Annotated in this window: 16 protein-coding genes; 9 read left to right on the plus strand and 7 right to left on the minus strand. The window is 47.6% G+C overall.

The annotated features are described in order from the left end of the window. The first annotated feature begins 110 nt into the window (after positions 1–110). The 6 genes from GA004_RS14310 to GA004_RS14335 all read left to right on the plus strand — a co-directional run bounded on the left by GA004_RS14310 (position 111) and on the right by GA004_RS14335 (position 5,515). Positions 111–2,063: a hypothetical protein gene (locus GA004_RS14310; protein ID WP_283394556.1), complete on the plus strand. Its 1,953-nt coding sequence runs from the start codon at positions 111–113 to the stop codon at positions 2,061–2,063. Positions 2,064–2,195: 132 nt separating this feature from the next. Then, a complete protein-coding gene (locus tag GA004_RS14315) occupies positions 2,196–2,387 on the plus strand; it encodes a hypothetical protein (protein WP_283394557.1) in 192 nt (63 codons plus the stop codon). 419 nt (positions 2,388–2,806) lie between these two features. Beyond that, positions 2,807–3,670, plus strand: coding sequence for a peptidylprolyl isomerase (locus tag GA004_RS14320; protein ID WP_283394558.1), 864 nt, complete (start codon positions 2,807–2,809; stop codon positions 3,668–3,670). Between the two features lie 572 nt (positions 3,671–4,242). Beyond that, positions 4,243–4,677, plus strand: coding sequence for a hypothetical protein (locus GA004_RS14325; protein ID WP_283394559.1), 435 nt, complete (start codon positions 4,243–4,245; stop codon positions 4,675–4,677). An 87-nt stretch (positions 4,678–4,764) separates the two neighbouring features. Further along, positions 4,765–5,283, plus strand: coding sequence for a hypothetical protein (locus GA004_RS14330; protein WP_283394560.1), 519 nt, complete (start codon positions 4,765–4,767; stop codon positions 5,281–5,283). 97 nt (positions 5,284–5,380) lie between these two features. Next, positions 5,381–5,515 (plus strand): hypothetical protein, encoded by a 135-nt coding sequence (locus tag GA004_RS14335; RefSeq protein WP_283394561.1) that lies wholly within the window; start codon positions 5,381–5,383, stop codon positions 5,513–5,515. 271 nt (positions 5,516–5,786) lie between these two features. On the opposite strand, the gene GA004_RS14340 is transcribed toward GA004_RS14335, so the two are convergent. The 4 genes from GA004_RS14340 to kdsA form a co-directional block, all read right to left on the minus strand. Next, positions 5,787–6,737, minus strand: coding sequence for a c-type cytochrome domain-containing protein (locus GA004_RS14340; RefSeq protein WP_283394562.1), 951 nt, complete (start codon positions 6,735–6,737; stop codon positions 5,787–5,789). Between the two features lie 22 nt (positions 6,738–6,759). Then, on the minus strand, positions 6,760–8,049 hold the full coding sequence (locus GA004_RS14345; RefSeq protein WP_283394563.1) for a DUF1501 domain-containing protein: 1,290 nt from the start codon (positions 8,047–8,049) through the stop codon (positions 6,760–6,762). A gap of 46 nt (positions 8,050–8,095) precedes the next feature. Beyond that, the gene (locus GA004_RS14350; protein WP_283394564.1) at positions 8,096–10,255 is read right to left on the minus strand and encodes a DUF1549 domain-containing protein; all 2,160 of its coding nucleotides are present in this window, start codon (positions 10,253–10,255) and stop codon (positions 8,096–8,098) included. A gap of 225 nt (positions 10,256–10,480) precedes the next feature. Beyond that, positions 10,481–11,323 (minus strand): 3-deoxy-8-phosphooctulonate synthase, encoded by an 843-nt coding sequence (gene kdsA, locus GA004_RS14355; protein ID WP_283394565.1) that lies wholly within the window; start codon positions 11,321–11,323, stop codon positions 10,481–10,483. 205 nt (positions 11,324–11,528) lie between these two features. On the opposite strand from kdsA, the gene orn reads away from it, so the two are divergent. Beyond that, positions 11,529–12,116, plus strand: a complete 588-nt coding sequence (gene orn / locus GA004_RS14360; protein ID WP_283394566.1) for an oligoribonuclease — start codon at positions 11,529–11,531, stop codon at positions 12,114–12,116. Here the strand turns inward: orn and GA004_RS14365 are convergent. From GA004_RS14365 to trpD, 3 genes are read right to left on the minus strand one after another with little or no spacing between them, the layout of a single operon-like run. After that, positions 12,091–13,524 (minus strand): tetratricopeptide repeat protein, encoded by a 1,434-nt coding sequence (locus GA004_RS14365; RefSeq protein ID WP_283394567.1) that lies wholly within the window; start codon positions 13,522–13,524, stop codon positions 12,091–12,093. The genes orn and GA004_RS14365 overlap by 26 nt on opposite strands. 17 nt (positions 13,525–13,541) lie before the next feature. Then, positions 13,542–14,888: a phosphohexomutase domain-containing protein gene (locus GA004_RS14370; RefSeq protein ID WP_283394568.1), complete on the minus strand. Its 1,347-nt coding sequence runs from the start codon at positions 14,886–14,888 to the stop codon at positions 13,542–13,544. Next, the gene (gene trpD, locus GA004_RS14375) at positions 14,888–15,931 is read right to left on the minus strand and encodes an anthranilate phosphoribosyltransferase (RefSeq protein WP_283394569.1); all 1,044 of its coding nucleotides are present in this window, start codon (positions 15,929–15,931) and stop codon (positions 14,888–14,890) included. Before trpD ends, GA004_RS14370 begins: the two co-directional genes overlap by 1 nt. 240 nt (positions 15,932–16,171) lie before the next feature. On the opposite strand from trpD, the gene rpmF reads away from it, so the two are divergent. Together rpmF and plsX are read left to right on the plus strand one after the other, a co-directional pair. Continuing rightward, positions 16,172–16,351 carry a 50S ribosomal protein L32 gene (rpmF, locus tag GA004_RS14380; protein ID WP_283394570.1) on the plus strand — a complete coding sequence of 60 codons (180 nt, stop codon included), beginning with the start codon at positions 16,172–16,174 and terminating at the stop codon, positions 16,349–16,351. 57 nt (positions 16,352–16,408) lie between these two features. Beyond that, entirely contained in the window at positions 16,409–17,461 is a 1,053-nt protein-coding gene (gene plsX, locus GA004_RS14385; RefSeq protein ID WP_283394571.1) for a phosphate acyltransferase PlsX, read from the plus strand. Positions 17,462–17,480 lie beyond the last annotated feature (19 nt).

Raw genomic sequence — 17,480 nt, forward strand, 5'->3', positions numbered from 1 at the left:
TATTTTAATTATGTGAAATAGCTCTCTAACAGTACATTTCAGGTGAGATAGAGCCGTATGGTAGGTAGTTCGCACAAATCGCATTCGCCAATTTAGACTCGACTACGTTCATGAGCCTAGAAATCCACTTCAAACAAGACTCAAACTTATCTCCTCAACACCTTTACCTTCAGGATGGGGAAAGCCTCCAGGTTTTTTCCGGAGAAATCTTCCAAATTCAAAACCCGCAGGTGGTCGCTCAACTAGTGCCACAAGCGAATGACCTCCAGGTGGTTTGCCAAGATGGTTCAAGCTACATACTGAAAAGCTTTCTCGACACTCTCTTCTCCCAAGAACCTGTGCTGGAGATAAAAGAGGGAACGAGTATCACCTGGCACGATTTCGTTCAGCAAACCGATGGTGTGGATTTGGCTGACCTACCGGATGACCAGTCCAGCCAAAGCCTCCGTTTCGCTCCTCTTCAAGTTATTACAATGACTTCTGAGTCCCAAAAATGGTCCCTGTCCCAATTCCCCCCAGAAAGTGGCGATAGGGCGAAAGATTCCGGTATCGTATCAAACGAGCCTTCCTTCGTTCCTCCAGCCACAGAAGAAGAATCCCAAGAAGACTCCAGAGCAAAGACTGCCCTAATCTCAAAAGATCCTCAACTGGATACCGGCATTGAGGGCGGAACTCCAGAGGCTAAAGATTCGAGAAATGCTGAGTCTAGCCCCGCGGGCTCGGACAATGTTAGTCCGATTCACTACACCACATCAACCTCCCACAATGGGATCGATATAGATATTCGCGATTTCATCCCTCAGCTGCGTGAGCAAAACCTATCGGATGATCTCACGATCACCGCAAAGGCAGTAGGAAGAGACCCAATTGAAATCGAAATCGACCCGGGGTCGGGCATTCTCCGACTTGCCGACGATATCTTCGAAGATGACAATCAAAAGAAGTTCATCATTTCCATTAAAGACAACGGAAATGAGACAGATACGGACATCACAGTAACGCAAACGAAAGACGGTGGTGGCGAAGCATTTCATCTCATACTAAGTCACAATCGAGTAACTGAAAATAACGAAGGGGCATTAATCGGGAAACTGGATACATATGACTCCGGTCAAGACCACACCTATGGGTACTCCATCGTCAGCGATAATTCAGGCGTTTTCGAAATCGTTGGAAACGTTCTCAAGCTAAAAGACGGCGTTAGCATAGACTACGAGGCTCAACCCGATCGGTATGCCCTTGCAATCGCGTCAATCGACGAGAACGGCAACCGAATCGAACAAACGATGTCTGTATGGCCCGAAGATGTGAACGAAGCAGCATCCGTTTCATCTGTAGGAGTTTCATCTCTAGAGGACGTCGCAGTAGCGTTCAATCCAGAAGATTTCGAAAACTCATTCGAGGACGGAGACAGCGACTACTTGGAGATGATCCGAATCGATTCCTTGCCAGATAACGGCGTCCTTTTGATTGAGGGCAAAAAGGTAACCAACGGTCAGTCAATCGATATCGATCAAGTTGAAGACCTCGAATTTCATCCTGATGAAAACTGGAATGGGGAATCCGAATTCACCTGGTCTGGCTTTGACGGTCAAAAGTGGTCAGGCGAAAGCTCTCCCGTGAAAATCGCGATCGACTACGGAGTAGGTGGAAAAGGTGGATCGGGTTCGGAAAAAGGCACTGGCTCAGGTTTCGGCGGAGGTGAGTTTGGCCTCTTTGACAGGGGAGACAGCGAAGATGCACTCGTTTTTGAAGGGAGTGGACTTGAGATCGATTTAACCTTTCTCAACAACGGAGCCATAACCAACATTGAGCGTCTTGATATATCTGGTGACGGAGACAATAATCTGAGACTCAGTGCCGAAGACGTTTTAGATATGACTAATGGAGACAATAAACTCTTCATAGATGGTAAATCCGGAGATAGTGTTGAAATGCCGGACAATTTCGTTAGCCGCGGCACTGAGAATGTCGATGGCGTGTACTACACCCACTTTTATAACGCAGGGGCTGACGCACATATATACGTCAACCATGAAATAAATGATCTAGGAACTTTCTAATTTTTATTTAGCTCGATCCTGCTATGAGAAAAATCGACTGCTACTCACTAGGTCCCTGATCCCAACAATCTCCTTTCGCAATTGCTATCCTCATTCAGCTTTGGAGAGGATTCCGGATGCTTATACTACGAGATGAGCAGTAGCGATCTATATAGAATATACACCAGTCGAGGAAACTATTTTGTACGCCTTACCCATGCGGGGACGCGATCTCAAGCGAACACAGATGCGGAAACCGATTTCCTCATATTCTGCAACTTCAATGGAGCATTGGTATCAACTCCAATTTGCAATATTGAAGGCGTCATTGTACAACAAAACTAAACTCCTGAGGAAGCCCGACCAGCAACAATCTTCCCGGAGATCGCTGGGAATTCCATTTCAAAGCAGCTTCCTAAACAATTGTAGAACTTCGGACGGCAAGTGGCCTTTCTTGCGAGATTATGAATCGATTTTAGCACTTTCTGAATCTGAAAAGTCGGCCCTGCCACTGCTTTACCAGATGCAACGGATATGAATGAAAGCGAGTGTTGCGAACGATTTATAGATTGGAGAAGTTCCTTTATCAACATGTCGTATTGCGGCCAGAGTGTTCGAAGACACAAAGCTTGGGCTAGAATTCTCTTCAAAATGGATGGATTTTAAAGCACCTCATCAATTTCGGTCTTAAAACTGAATCCAGTCCCATTCAAGGGAACGCTATTAACCTTGAGTTACGATCAGGTTTTTAATCACCTCTACACATGTCTCTCACCATTAATGGATTCAAAGTTGGAAAGGACGCGATTTTGCAGGAAGCACAACGCTTAACCGAGGAAGTAAATCTGCAATTTCCATGGTTGGATCCGATTGCCAGGAAACTCCAGGCTGAGGACATGGCTAAAGATCGGATTATCGAGCACCGACTTTTATTCGAAGAGTCCCGAAAACAAATCCAGGAACTCACTACAGATGAGGTTGAATCCGAGTTCAATCAGATCGCCAAAAAGCACGGGGGAGAAAAAGGTTTCCTAAAAAAATTCAGCATCAGCCGAAGTGATTTGCCCAATGTCAAGCTGGAGATCGCTGACGATGTCAGGTTTCAGCGTTACATGGATGCTCTAAACCAGCAGGCACCTTCTGTCTCTGACGAGGAAATTGCCGCCATATTCCAGCACAACGAGCAAAACTATCGAGCTGCCGATCAGTTCAAAGCATCTCACATCGTTTACCACACAAACAACGGACAGGATCGCAACGAAGCGAAGAAAAAGGCTCAGGACGCTCTCGTTCGATTACAATCTGGTGAAGCATTGGAGAAAATAGCCGACGAGGATTCCGACTGTCCCGGCCAAGGAGGAGATCTCGGTTGGTTCGCAGAGGGCTATATGGTTCAGGAGTTTGAAGATGTTTTAAACCAGCTCGAGATCGGGGCAACGAGCAAAGTTTTCGAGACGCCTTTCGGCTTTCACATCGCCAGACTGGATGACAAAAAGACGGGTGAACTTCAGTCGTTAGCAGTGGTAGGCCCTACGATCCGAAAGGAACTTGAAAAACAGAAACGAGACGCCTTTTTTCGAGAAACGATTGCGACATTAAAGAAATCCGCTGATATCCAGTACACTTAGCCAATCTGAGGGGACGCTTCCCTTGATTGTAACTACTTCTTACTGGTGATGTCATTCGCAGGAAAGGAATGCTAAACCCAATTGATTATCTCCTTTAAGATCGAATGTCTTCTTCGCTTCAATAGTTTGGCTGCTTTTGACTTATCAATAATCGGAGCGGAATCATACGTTGCTTTTCTGGCCTTAAAACAGCGACATTATTTTTAGCCGCATTCTTTGAATGCCCCTACTTTCCGAGGTCCAGATCAGCCACGATCTGGAGAGCTAGGATACTTGGATCGTGCCGGGTAATCCTCCGCAGTCAGACCCTATCGAAGAAATACAAGCAGATATAGAAGGGCTCCTCCCTGAAAGCGCCAACAATAGGTTTCTCAGCATCCAAATATCCTCGGAACCGTAAAACTTGCAGAGATCCGCGTTCTTTACAGAATCTAATTTTGGTAAGTTATTAAAAACTAGTATCTTATGAATTTTCAAGGAATCCAAAAATTTATTGAATTTCGAGTGAATAATCGACGCGATCCCAACGTCTTAATTGGCACAAAACAATTCGAATGGAAAGGACGTTGAACATGAAGAATATACTCATTATCCCGCTGATCGCTATACTGGTAGGTTCAATAACTGCCCCAAATGCAAAGGCTGACCGAGAGGGACGTGCCCTGATCGGAGGTCTCATCGGAGGCCTGATTATAGGATCGATATTAGATGACGACCATCATCATCGACGGACAACAGTCCACCACCGTTCCAGCCACCGATACGATAGTTGCGGATGCAACGGGCACCACGACTACATTTCAGTGAAAACATGGATCAATGGCCGCTGGTCGGTTCACTACGATAACTGTGGAAATAGACTTCGCGACTGGCATCCAGGTTACTATTCTTATACAAAAAGGCGGGTTTGGGTACCTCACAATAGAGGCTGTCACTACTACAATGGTCCAATTCATGGCCGCTATGACCATGACTATAGAAGTGATCGTCACCACGGAAGACGTTAGGGAAAAGGGAAACAGGTAAACCTCTTGGCTCCGGTCAAGAGGCTTGCCTCGTGTCGGGATTCATCCAATCATTGAACACAAGTCAAAATGGAATCTAAAATAACAGATCTCACCGAATCAGAAGCTCGATTGTTAATGAGTTGTCTGATGGATGGAGAGCTACCTGCGGATGATGCCGATCGACTCTATCAGTTTCTAGAGGCAAATCCAGATGCGATCGACTGGATGGAGTCCAATCACGCGATTGCAGATTCCAATAAAGGGTCTGAGTATGCTGAGTCTAACACTTCCTGGGGGAAAATTCAAACTGCAATTAGTAAAGATACCGGGGGGAAGATAGCCTCTTCGAAGTTAATTCAGTTCCCTGCATTATTTCGAGTTTTGGGAATCGCCGCAGCGATCGCCCTGGTAGCTTCTATCGTTTGGAAGAATTTACCTTCAACCCAGAAAGAAGTTACAGAGCGCTATGCCGCTAGCCAATCCGTGGTAGAATTTGTCGACACAGATATTCCGGATGTGAGCCCAGTAGTTTACACAGACGAGATATCAGGGTGGACCGTTGTCTGGGTTGCCGAAATGGATCCGATAGGCGACGAAACGGGATAAGTTCATTTTTCCTGAAAACAATAGACGAATACAGGGTGATTCGTCGTTTGCAAAATGTGCACAAGATTGCTCCAGCGATCACCGACCCAACTCTCCCATGAAATCTATGGGACCCCTCTTTCTATACACCTTTGTACTTGTAGTTGCTTCCCAAGGTCACGAGGAATCTGGACCCAGTGAAGCCCTTGTCTTCGACAAGCCAGCCGCTGTAGAAATGGCGATCCGATTTTAAATCGAAGAAGACTTATACCCCACTCTCAGTTCCTTTGAAATCCTCGATTTCGCATTTCTTAGCGATGAAACTGGATAACGGTGGGTGCTTGCAGCAGTCTGCAACAATGTTCAGGAGCCACGCATATTTACCGAATGGTTCTTTTGCATCCGGAGATGTATCGTGATCCTTAGAAACTAGCGACAAGAATCGAGGGTGGAAAATCCGAAACCATCATGATCCCGTTTGGGAAATCGAAAATGCCTCTGGACAAACTAATAAAACGTGGACTTTAACGCTGAGGACTACGGCCTCTATTGGGGGGCAGTATTGAAGTTCCCATTTTAACGGCTAATCCCTCAATCCGCTTTTCCAGCCGTGTGGCGCCCGTGGATGTCACCAAGGTTCCCCAAACGTATAAGCGCTCGAGTTGCTTTAGATTCGCGAGTTTCAGGAGTCCTCCGTCCGTTACTTTGGTATCACGTAAATTAAGCGTTCTGAGATTAACCATTTGAGAAACGAAATCCAAAGCACGATCATCCACCTCAGTCCTGCTAAGATCCAAATGTTCGATACTTGCCAGCTCTAAAAGCGAACTAAGATCTTCATTGGTAATTCTCGTTCTCGCTAAGGTCAGTTTTTTCAGGGATTGGCTCAAGGGTGCTAACGAAGTCAGTTCGAATTCACCCGGTCCCCGATCTGCATGGGTGTAGCTTACTTCAAACAGACTCGAATCATGATTAACGGTATCAATTAGCAGATCAGACGCTCGAAGGTTTTCAACAATCTCCAACGCATCACCCATAATCATATATTTTCGTGCCGAGTCTGGATCTGCCTCCGTAAATTTGGATTTGGCCCTGGGATTGGGGTCATGGACAAAATCTTCACCAAACGACGCACCCTCTTCTATCCATGCCTTCAGCAAATTTTGCTCTGGTTTGGACAGACCTTCTCCTTTTTGAGGCATGTAATCAGGGTCATCTTTAGGATAGGTTGTCAGGATAAAAAAAGAGCTTTCATTCGGTTCGCCTGGAACCAAAACAATACCTCCTTTTCCACCTGCCAGTATTCCCTCAGGATAATCAAGCCTGAGATCCCCTTTCACCTTTTCATCGTCGTGGCACCGATAGCACTTTTCTTCCAAAATAGGCTTTATTTGCCGGTCAAAATCAACCGCTGCATTCGCAGGAAAACCTAGCCAAACCAACGAATAGAAACACAAACGCAATTGAGCATTCATTTCTTCAAAGCGAGGGAGCACCTCAACCGAAAAGGCTCAAAATAGGTTTTCCTTTGTCCGCGACACGGAAAGGGCGACCACTAGATGAATAGACGGTTTTCTCCAGTGGTATCCCAAGAGCGTAGGCAATAGTTGCATTGAAATCAGGTACGTCGACCTTCTCGCCTTTCACAAATTTTCCCGTCGAATCCGTTTCCCCGTATACCTGGCCTCCTCGAACCCCTCCGCCCGCAAGCGCACAAGAGAAGGCAGTCGGAGAATGGTCTCGCCCATCGTTATCGTTTATTTTTGGAGTGCGACCAAACTCAGTAGCCAAAACAACCATGGTTTCCTCAAGCATCCCGCGGTTTTCCAGATCAGCTAAAAGGGTGCCCAGCGCCTGATCAAGAACTTGCCCATTTTCCGACACTCTCTCGAAATTATTGGTATGCGTATCCCACCCTCCCAAGGTGACCTCGACGAAACGAACATCGTGCTCTACGAGCCTTCTCGCCAAAAGACAGCCCTGGCCGAATGGATTCGTCCCATAAGCTTCGCGGATGTGCTTTAATTCCTGATCGAGTTCGAACGCTGCTAAATCACGGCTCTTCATCAACTTAATCGCATCGTCGTACATGTCGGTATACGCACGCGTTTTTTTCTGGTTATATTTCCGATGAAACTCCGAATCAAACGCGTTGGTCAGCATCACCGTATCTTCAAACTCCTTCTCAGTCGTTCCCTTGCGAATTTTACTATTTTGCAAACCCGCTTCGGGATTCCCAATTACCAAAGGTGCGAACTTTTGTTCAAAGAAGCCATTTCCCCCACCAGGATTAGGACTCCCTACATGGATCACACCAGGCAAATTCGGGTTACGAGGGCCATCCATTTTCACCAACCAAGAACCCATTCCCGGATGAACAATTGTTCCACGTTTTGTGTAACTTGAATGCATGAAGTATCTGCCTTCCTCATGTGCACCTTGGGTTGAGCTCAATGAACGGATAAGCGCTAGCTTATCCATCTGGCTAGCGATTGTAGGAAGATACTCACTTATTTGAATACCTGCCTCTTTGGTTCCAATCGCTTCAACAGGTCCTTTAACACTCCTATCTGACTTTGGATCTAGTGTATCCAAATGACTCATCCCTCCTGCCATGTACAAATAGATGACATTCTTCGCAGTTGACATACGCTCAAGTGTCGCACTGGCAAACGCACTCGATCTTACGGCAAGTGGCATGAGCCCCACTCCTAAAAATGCCTTTGCCGAATACGCTAGAAATTCTCTACGGTCCTGATCTGGAAACTTCTTTAGAATATCTTTCATCTTACCTCTTCTCTTTCTCTAAATCCAATAGACCATTAGACAGAGTCTATTGTATGAAACGAAACTCCTGGGTATTCACAAGAGCAGCCAATAGTTGCTGATAGCCGCGATTCCGCCCACTTGATTGAAACTGATCACCCATTAGCTCGTGCTCCCTCGCCGTTGGTAATCGAGAGAAAAAACTTCGGAATATAACGTCCATTCGAGCACGGCCGTTCGATTCTTTCCGTAGTTCCACATTCAGAGCAGAATTGGGTCTCATCAGCCAGTTTAGAGCTTCACCGTTAAGTAGCCTAAGTGCCTGCGAAATCGACGCTTCTTCCTCGGAACTTTCGATAATTTCCCGATCCGATTGACCGAATTGTCTTAGAAAGTGACCTGGAGGAGCGGGTGATACGACTTCTGAAGCGCGAACCATATTGGCGGGCACACCCCGCCAGCGCTGATCCCGTCTCATCTCTTTAAGTCGCTCGAAGTCTTCGTCGTCATTCGCGACAAAACCAGGACTCATCGAACCAGACTCCATCTGGTAGAACGCCTGAGTCATTTCGTTCGTGTCTTCGCCATTCAGCTTCGCCAACATAATCTCCGTCGCCTGGTTTTTCTGTGAACGAGTTTTTCGATACTCTTTACGAAGTTCGTTTTTCTCTTTTTCCGTAACAGCATTTTGGAGGTTTTTGCGGTAATTTTTTTCGTATTCAAGAAATCGAGCCTCAAGCTCTGTAAGATGTTTCGCTAAACCGTAAGCTGTCATACTATCTAACTTTTCAAGACGCTCCACCCGATCTTGCATCTGTTTTTCCCCATTTCGAGCTCTAAGGAGCTGAGGTTCTATCCCGATGCGCTCGTCTATGTCGACAACCGCCAGAGTTAGAATTGAGTCCCACAATTGCTCCGCCGTCATTCGACGAAGAATCGGACCTTGGAATTGATACATTTCGTCAGGTTGAGGAGATTCCGCTGAAACCTCGCTTTGATAAGTCCGTGTGTTAAAAACAACACTTAAGTAGCGCTTCATGTCGTATCCGCTATCAACCATTACGGATACCAAGTATCCCATAAGTTCGGGGTTCGAGGGAATCGTATCGTCTGTCAAATTGTCGACGGGTTCGATAAGTCCAGCGCCCATCGCTTTCTTCCACAGCCGATTCGCAATTACTTTCGTAAAACGAGGGTTTTCAGCTGATGTCAACCATTCTGCATAGACTTCTCTAGTATCGTCATTCTTCCCAATAATCGCCTCTTCTCCGAAGGGTGTCTTTGGCGCTATTTTCTGTTTCGGACGACCGTTACGATACTGGTAGTCGTCAGGCAATTTCAATTCCCGCTCAATTTCGGCAGCTTGTGCCGTCATCGGGAGCAACAAATCTCTAACCACTCTCCTTTGGGCACCCGAGGGTTGAGCCATTTTACGGGCTTCTTCTCTAGTGTATCCCTCTTTCAAGGACTTCTGCACCATGCCTCTTTGTATCTTTTGGAAGTCTTGAGAAAGAGGCACCTTACCATAGGGCAGCTGCGATTGCAGGCCAAATGTATAGGCCGCCATATGGTAGTACTCCTTTTGTGTCCATTTATCGAACGGATGATCGTGGCATTGTGCACATTGCATTCGTGTACCCAGAAATACTTGTGCCGTATTCGACATGTTGTCTAATGGCATTCCAGCATCCCTTAAATAATAACCAACCGCAGGGTCATCCCAGACGTATCCCTCAGATGTAATCAAGTCCCTGACAAATTTATCATAGGGCAAATTCTCGCGCAAACTGTCCTTAATCCATTCCTGGTACGATACCATGATGGTTCGACGCCCTCTGGACTTAACTCTCAAAATGTCAGCCCAGAAGTTGTAGTAGGAACTTACATAGCCTTCTGACTCCAATAGCTCATCTATGAGCTGAGCCCTTTTGTCTTCGTTTTCCGATTCAAGAAATTGGCTCAGTTCGGAAAAAGTTGGAATCCGACCAGCTATATCCAAGTAAATCCTCCGAGCGAATATGTCATCTGAAATAGGAGGGTTACGTTTAAGACCATTCGCTTCCAAGTTCGCTTCGACCAGACCATCGATTCGACTAATGGCTTGAAGCAATTCTTCCGAAAGGTGGTTGGCAGGACGGTCGAAAGGTTCAGCGAGTGAGAACCTCGACACGAATACAGTAGCCGCTACCAAAATAATTAAACAGGCAAATAGGTTACTTAATCTCATCGTCCTTGGGGTTAAACCGGTGAATCTGAAAATTGTCTGACTTGTGACCGCTATGACTATGTAACGATAACGGGACGTGACAAGTTTCGATTTTTCAACCACCCCAATTATGTCGCAGGGTTGCCCCCGGAATCAAATGCCCATCTCACCAATATCGGGTGCGAACTTCTAGTCACCCTGAGCAGTAGATCCCATCCAGAGCTCTTAAATCAGATTTCGCCGTAACTAGGCGATCTCGACTGGCTCCTGGCTCTTTACGAGATCATCTAGCTGCTTGAGTTGCTGTAAAAACAACCCCACCCTATCGAGTGGCAACGCACAAGGTCCGTCGCATTTAGCGCTATCAGGATCCGGATGGGTCTCTAAAAATAGACCTGCTATACCAATCGCCAATCCAGCTTTCGCCAATTCGAACCCCTGATTCCTTCGGCCACCTGCAGTTTCAGACTGTCCACCAGGAAATTGCAATGAGTGGGTGACGTCAAAAATAATTGGATACTCAAAATTTTTCATAACTCCGATTCCCAGCATATCCACAACCAGATTGTTGTATCCGAAACTACTGCCACGTTCGCACAGCATGATTTTGTCATTTCCCGCTTCCTCTATCTTGCGAGCGATGTGCCCCATCTCTCGAGGCGAGAGAAACTGCGCTTTCTTGACATTAATGATCGCACCCGTCTTCGCCATAGCCAACACGAGATCGGTCTGCCGACACAGAAACGCAGGAAGTTGTATGATGTCGCATACATCCGCAACGGGTTGTGCCTGATAGGACTCATGTACATCTGTAATCACAGGCACACCAAATGCCTCTTTTAAATCCGCCAGTATTTCCAGCCCTTTCTCGAGTCCGGGACCCCGATAACTATTGATTGAGGATCGATTCGCTTTGTCAAAGGACGCTTTGAAAACGTACGGAATTCCCAGATTCGAAGTAACTCTTTTTAGTTCGGAAGCAATTTCGAAGGCCAAATCCCTTGACTCCAGTACGTTCATTCCCGCCAAAAGCACGAATGGCTTTCCATTACCACAAGGAATTCCGGCAATATCAATCGTCTTACTCATTCACCCTTCTTTCACCTAGTAAGACTTCGTGCAAAATAAAAATCCTTCAGGTACGAGCGCGTTTAAAGAAAGGAGAAATACGCTCCATTTTTGTTGCTGTCATTTCTGTGATTTCTCTGGTTGAGTACCTCTCGAATTATGGACTTCCCAATAACAATATTCTCGATCCCCTTAAACGGGAGAGACATTAAGAAAGCAAATCCCTATGTCTAAACGCCGATTTTACTGGATAGATCTGGAAATGACAGGGCTGGATCCGGTTAACGACCTAATCCTTGAAGCTGCGGTCATTGTGACGAACAAGCAACTCGAGCCCGTATTCGAATGGGAGACCCCCGTTTTTCAGACTCCTGAGGTCCTCGAAAAAATGAACGACTGGTGCAAGCATCATCATGCCGTTAGCGGACTGATCGATCGTGTTCCGAACGGGATCACGGAAGCATCGCTCGACGAAAGGCTGTGCCAAATCACGAAAGCACATTTCAAGAAAAAGAACCCTGTTGTCATCTGTGGGAATTCGATTTCCCAAGACCGCAAATTTATTGATGCTTATCTGCCTCTTTTTGCTTCGAGACTTCACTATCGAATGCTCGATGTTTCCAGTTTCAAAATCGTATTCCGAGAAATGCTGGGAAGGGAGTTCAAGAAAAATAATACGCATCGCGCGCTAGACGACATCCGGGAGTCAATCGCCGAGCTCAAATATTACATGAGTTCCATCGACCCATCAGACTTGGCATTGATAAACAACGAACCCGAAGGACTCGTCACGGATTCGACGGAGGATTCGTAGCACTTCCCGTCGATTCCTTGCCGTAAAACTTGTTGATCTTCTGAGAAACGTCACGGTACCCGATATCGTTGGAGTAAATCGCTTTATACTGCTGAATGGCATCTTCCTGCCTGTCTAGGCGATCATAGCATTGAGCTAGCAAGTAAAGGACCTCCTTTTTCAATTCGTCGACCACTGTCAAACTTTCGGCAGGCTGCTTCAGCTGTTCCAACGCAAGATCAAATAGCTCCTTAGCCATAAAGCAGCGGCCGAGTAAGACCAATGACTTGATCCTCAAACTAGGGCTTCTTTGCGAAATCTGAAACTGCTGGATTGCGGCATCTATGTTGCCACTATCAAAAAGGTATTCCCCGTACTTGCACCGCTGACTGTAGTCGTTGGGAAACTGCTCTACCAGTTTACGGCTTTCTCCGAGCTTCAGCTCCAATAGCTCCGCCTCTAGAGCCTTTAGCTGCTCGTCGGAACCTCCATTTTCAGCTATTTCCCGTCTCAGGTCGAACAGTTCTCGCTCCACGCGATTCACTTTTAATTCGCTTCTAAGTTGGCGAAGTGGGGCATCTGCCTCCGCCTCGGGCAAAGCAAATGCTTTGTCGAGCCACTCCATCGCTTCTGAATATCGTTCCTGATTAATCAGCGACCTGACAAGCAACTTGTAACTATCTACCTGCTGCGGATCTTTTTGGATCGCTTCGATCAAATCCTCGGCACGTTCTTCGCTGCCACTCTCGTCGACCACGACTCGATTTGCTCTTTCAAGGGAGTCCGCTTGCTTTTTATTCTTCAGCTTTGAACGAAAGTCTTCTTCTTTATCCTCCCACTTTCCTTGATTAATCGAGTGCGCGACGGATGCCGATTTCACTAATTCCTGCACTGCGCTGCTCCCCGGTCTCAAACGCGTGAGTCCCTCCGCAATCCTTAACGCTTTCTCAGTCGATCCCGATTTTATAAGCGCTTCACACAGACGCTCCATTTTAACAATATTGTTGGGGTATTTTTCGCAAATTAGCTCCAAACAATAAGACTCCGTTTCATTCAAATCCAATGCCCTTGCTCCTCGAGCGATTAACGAAAGTGCTTTTGAACTGTACACGTTTCGATTGAGAACGTTTTCACCGATCGACATGGCCTTTCCAGGGTCCCTCTTCAGAATCAAATAGCCTCGGAACAAAACTAAATAACCAGTCAAACCAGCAAGCATAACACCCACTCCTTTGCCTTTGTTCGCATGTACCCTCCTCTGGGCTTTCCTCAATAGGCGCCGCACTTCCAAACAGCGTGGCTCTTCCTCGAGGAGCGAACAGCAAATCTCAATGGTGTACTCGAAATTTCCGCGAGTCATCGCAGTACGCGCGTTCTCAATCTTTTTGCGATCCCGATCGCTCAAATCGTATTCAAGTACTTCCGACATTCCATGCAATCAGCTCTCTAGCTGAGATCTTTACGAACCGCTTCTTCCAATTTCCCAATAGACTCGCTTGCTATTTCAATGGTCTTGGCTTCGACAAGCAATCTTATCTTTGGCTCCGTACCTGAATACCTAACTAGTAATCTCCCGTGATCTCCGAACATCTTCTCAAGATCCTGCATCGTTGCGCGGATATTCGGACACTCCTTCAGGGGCTTCTTTGAAGCTACTGCGATCGCTCTAGTTTCTTGCGGAAAAGCCCCATAAAAAGAGGTCAGACCTGCCAGCGAATCGCCTTTTTCCACTACTGTTCTAGCTACGCATAGTGCTGAAAACAAGCCATCACCTGTCATCGAAAAATCCCCGATTACAACGTGCCCAGACTCCTCTCCCCCCAAGGAAAATCCTTTCGCGATCATCAATCGGGAAACAAATTTATCCCCAATGTTCACTCTCTCAACCGAAATTCCATAATCGGACAAAGCAGAATCCAGCCCTAGATTGCTTTGCAGCGTAGTAACCAGCGTATCATCTCTTAGCTGCTTCAACTCTTTGAGGCGAATGGCTAACAGTCCCAAGACAGCTTCACCCGACAATTTCGCTCCCTGGTGATCAAACGCCGCCATCCGGTCTCCATCGCCGTCAAAGGAAAATCCCATATCGTACTGATTAACCGTATACATTTCAGCCATTGCCTGCGGGCACTCACTCCCAAATCCGTCATTTATATTTGATCCGTTAGGACTGCATCCCACCGTATCCACTTCGGCTCCTAAAGACTCAAAGACTCCGGTAGCAATTGAGCTCAAAGCCCCATTCGCACAGTCAAGGGCAATTCTCTTTCCCAAAAGAAGCCCCGGATCGAATGTGCTCCTCACCCGAGATACGTACCAGTCCGTCTTTTCCGTAAAACCATCTTCAATCGCAGGAAAATCCGTTTCTTTCGGGGTCGCCACCTCACCCACGCTACGGTCCAGACCCAACTCAAACGACTCCGAAGGCTTCGTTCCGTTGGATTGGAAAAACTTAATCCCATTATCCTTGCTCGGATTGTGGGAAGCGGTAACGGCGCAGCCGGCTAAGGCGTTTCCAAACTCCACCACCTTGGCGATCGCTGGAGTCGGCACCACACCAATCGACTCGATGGCACCCCCTTCCGACCTGAATCCAGCTCCCAATGCTGCTACAAGGTTCAGACCCGACGCTCGGGTATCCCTGCCTACAACCATGAGCGGAGCCTCAATTTCATACTGCTGCTTCAACAGCCGTGCCATGGCTACGCCCGCTCGAAAGGCAATGCCATCATTGAGACTAGGGCCACCGTACTCGCCGCGTATCCCATCCGTTCCAAAGTATTTTAGAGCCATTACGATTTATAGAATTCCTTCGCCTGTCCGATTTTCTTCCGGACGCTGCCACCTATCAACAGGTCCCGGGCTTCCTCGACTCCTTCCGCAATACTCGCGTAACGTCCCGTCACGAAAAAAGCCGCAGCAGCATTAACGACGACTGAATTCTCCAAGGCTTTAGGGGCCTTACCCTCCATCAGTCGATCCAATATCTGCATATTCTCTTCGACATCGCCGCCTTCAAGATCTTCCAGCGGACCAGATTCAATCCCCATTTCGCTCGGAACCCAACGAGCATCGATACCTCCTAGAGATCCAAAGCCTCGGGCTATATTTTTCCCCGCTGCGCTAAACTCATCCATTCCACCTTTCGCCCCCAAATCGCAATGCGCGATCAGACCGGCTTTGAGACCGAGAGAGTCTTGGGCGTTTGCCATCATATCGACAAGGGTGCCACTGAATACTCCCAGTAACTGGTAGGCAGGTTTCGCCGGGTTGATCAATGGCCCCAGAATATTGAATACTGTGCGCTGCCCTTTTGCCGCCAAGGCTTGTCGCACTGGCACAATTTCCTTGAACGCTGGGTGGAAGGCGGGAGCAAACATGAAGCAGAATCCCAACTCCTCCATCGATCGCTGCAAAATAGCGTCATCGGATGCGATATCAAGCCCTAGGGCCTCCAAAAGATTCGAGCTTCCGCACTTCGATGTTATCGATCGATTCCCATGCTTGAGAACAGGAATCCCGGCTGCCGCTACGATAAACGTTACGGTGGTGCTAATGTTGAATGTATGCTGCTTATCCCCCCCAGTTCCGCAAACGTCGATCGCCCGGGAGTTCCATTCGTCCAGTCCAGGATTTCGAGCAAGCTCCCTGTATCGTCTGGCAAGTCCGGCAACTTCTTGAAAAGATTCTCCCTTTAGAGCGAGTTTTGTAAGAAAATCCGCTTTCTCGACGGGGTCCTCCTCCGCTGACGCTAAAAGATCAGCTACAACTGATGCCTGATACTCAGTCAGACTGGATCCTTCTGAAACGATGGCTGAAAACTCCGCAAGTTTCATATCTCGAGAGGATTATGCGTCCCAATCGCAAAAACAATTATAATCGCTCTTCATCTAAATCGCCTTGCCCAAGCGGCCTTGGCCTAACAAGTTCGAGACAGTCTCAATGTGGAACATCTTGTCCAATGAGTCGAATTGCGATTCAATCCCAAACAATTACTTGACGGCCCACATAGCGACCGTTATCAACCGCTCCTTTTCTAAAACCACGCGCTAAACTAAGCATAGGATTTATTACAAATGGCCAATCCAAAACGCAAGCAGTCCAAACGCCGTAGTCGTCTCCGCCGCGGAGCCAATCGCTTCGAGGAGCCACAACTCGCAAAAGATCCAGTTGACGGCTCTGCGTTCCGTCCGCATCGCGTGAATCCAAACAACGGAATGTACCGCGGTCGCCAAGTGACCGATGTCTCCGTGTAACTTCCTAAATGTGACGCGGAGCCTTCCCGTCCAAGCTATCCGGATGTCCATGCTATAATGGAGATTCAGGCTAAAGCCTGCATCGCTGTCGATGCTATGGGTGCGGATAAGGGCCCTTCCGAGATAGTGGCTGCCGTTAGGCTCGCCTTCGACGCTTTCCCCGATCTCTCTCCCATCCTTCTCGTGGGCCAAGAGACAGTGCTCAAACCTATAGTAGAGGGAGCGGGACTAGCTTCTCACCCAAAGCTTCGCATCGTCCATGCTTCTCAAATTGTCGATATGGACGACAAGCCGCTCCAGGCGATGAAACAGAAGCGGGACTCGAGCATGGCCCGATCCATAGAACTGGTGAAGGACGAGGAGGCTGCAGTCGTCGTCAGCTGTGGCAATACCGGCACCTTGATGGCTAGCGGAACGATTCGCCTGAGAACAATGGATGGCGTAGAACGCCCCGCCCTCGCGACAGTCATGCCGCGCCAAAAGGGTCACTTCGTGTTGATTGACGCTGGTGCCAACCCGCTAGCAAAAGCTGAGCATTTGGTCCACAACGCCGTGCTGGGAAGCGACTACTGCAAGCACGTGCTCGGCAATCAGAGTCCAAGGGTAGGTCTTATGACAATTGGCACCGAAGAAGGCAAAGGGAATGAAACCACCAATGCAGCAAACGAGCTTCTTAAAAAAATATCTGGAATCATCAATTACCACGGCCCTGTTGAAGGGTTTCAGCTGTTCGAGGACGTGGTTGATGTTGTGGTCTGCGACGGCTTCACAGGGAACGTTATCCTAAAAACCTGCGAGTCCCTTTTCAAATGCCTTTTCAAGGACTTCCTAGGAGACGAGATAAGGCGAAATCCGCTACGCCAGTTTGGGTATCTGTGTTCTAAAGGGGCATACGATGCCATTAGAACGCAATTGAATCCAGACCGCTATGGTGGAGCGCCGCTTCTTGGATTAAAAGGGAATATTCTGAAAGCCCACGGATCCAGCAACCGCGAGGCGGTCATGAATGCGATTCGTATCGCTAACGAGATTATTAGCAAAGACTTAAACTCCCAGATCACTGGGGACATCGAAAAAGCTAACCGCTTTATTTTTCCCGAAATAAACTGAGCCATCGCTCATTTGCGAG

Origin of the sequence: Candidatus Pelagisphaera phototrophica (assembly GCF_014529625.1) — a bacterium.
Lineage (GTDB): Bacteria > Verrucomicrobiota > Verrucomicrobiia > Opitutales > Opitutaceae > Pelagisphaera > Pelagisphaera phototrophica.

Bases quoted from the DNA above. Each gene is read 5' to 3' on its own strand.
- GA004_RS14310 (WP_283394556.1), top strand. From the start codon at position 111: ATGAGCCTAGAAATCCACTTCAAACAAGACTCAAACTTATCTCCTCAA.
- GA004_RS14315 (WP_283394557.1), top strand. From the start codon at position 2,196: ATGAGCAGTAGCGATCTATATAGAATATACACCAGTCGAGGAAACTAT.
- GA004_RS14320 (WP_283394558.1), top strand. From the start codon at position 2,807: ATGTCTCTCACCATTAATGGATTCAAAGTTGGAAAGGACGCGATTTTG.
- GA004_RS14325 (WP_283394559.1), top strand. From the start codon at position 4,243: ATGAAGAATATACTCATTATCCCGCTGATCGCTATACTGGTAGGTTCA.
- GA004_RS14330 (WP_283394560.1), top strand. From the start codon at position 4,765: ATGGAATCTAAAATAACAGATCTCACCGAATCAGAAGCTCGATTGTTA.
- GA004_RS14335 (WP_283394561.1), top strand. From the start codon at position 5,381: ATGAAATCTATGGGACCCCTCTTTCTATACACCTTTGTACTTGTAGTT.
- GA004_RS14340 (WP_283394562.1), bottom strand. From the start codon at position 6,737: ATGAATGCTCAATTGCGTTTGTGTTTCTATTCGTTGGTTTGGCTAGGT.
- GA004_RS14345 (WP_283394563.1), bottom strand. From the start codon at position 8,049: ATGAAAGATATTCTAAAGAAGTTTCCAGATCAGGACCGTAGAGAATTT.
- GA004_RS14350 (WP_283394564.1), bottom strand. From the start codon at position 10,255: ATGAGATTAAGTAACCTATTTGCCTGTTTAATTATTTTGGTAGCGGCT.
- kdsA (WP_283394565.1), bottom strand. From the start codon at position 11,323: ATGAGTAAGACGATTGATATTGCCGGAATTCCTTGTGGTAATGGAAAG.
- orn (WP_283394566.1), top strand. From the start codon at position 11,529: ATGTCTAAACGCCGATTTTACTGGATAGATCTGGAAATGACAGGGCTG.
- GA004_RS14365 (WP_283394567.1), bottom strand. From the start codon at position 13,524: ATGTCGGAAGTACTTGAATACGATTTGAGCGATCGGGATCGCAAAAAG.
- GA004_RS14370 (WP_283394568.1), bottom strand. From the start codon at position 14,888: ATGGCTCTAAAATACTTTGGAACGGATGGGATACGCGGCGAGTACGGT.
- trpD (WP_283394569.1), bottom strand. From the start codon at position 15,931: ATGAAACTTGCGGAGTTTTCAGCCATCGTTTCAGAAGGATCCAGTCTG.
- rpmF (WP_283394570.1), top strand. From the start codon at position 16,172: ATGGCCAATCCAAAACGCAAGCAGTCCAAACGCCGTAGTCGTCTCCGC.
- plsX (WP_283394571.1), top strand. From the start codon at position 16,409: ATGGAGATTCAGGCTAAAGCCTGCATCGCTGTCGATGCTATGGGTGCG.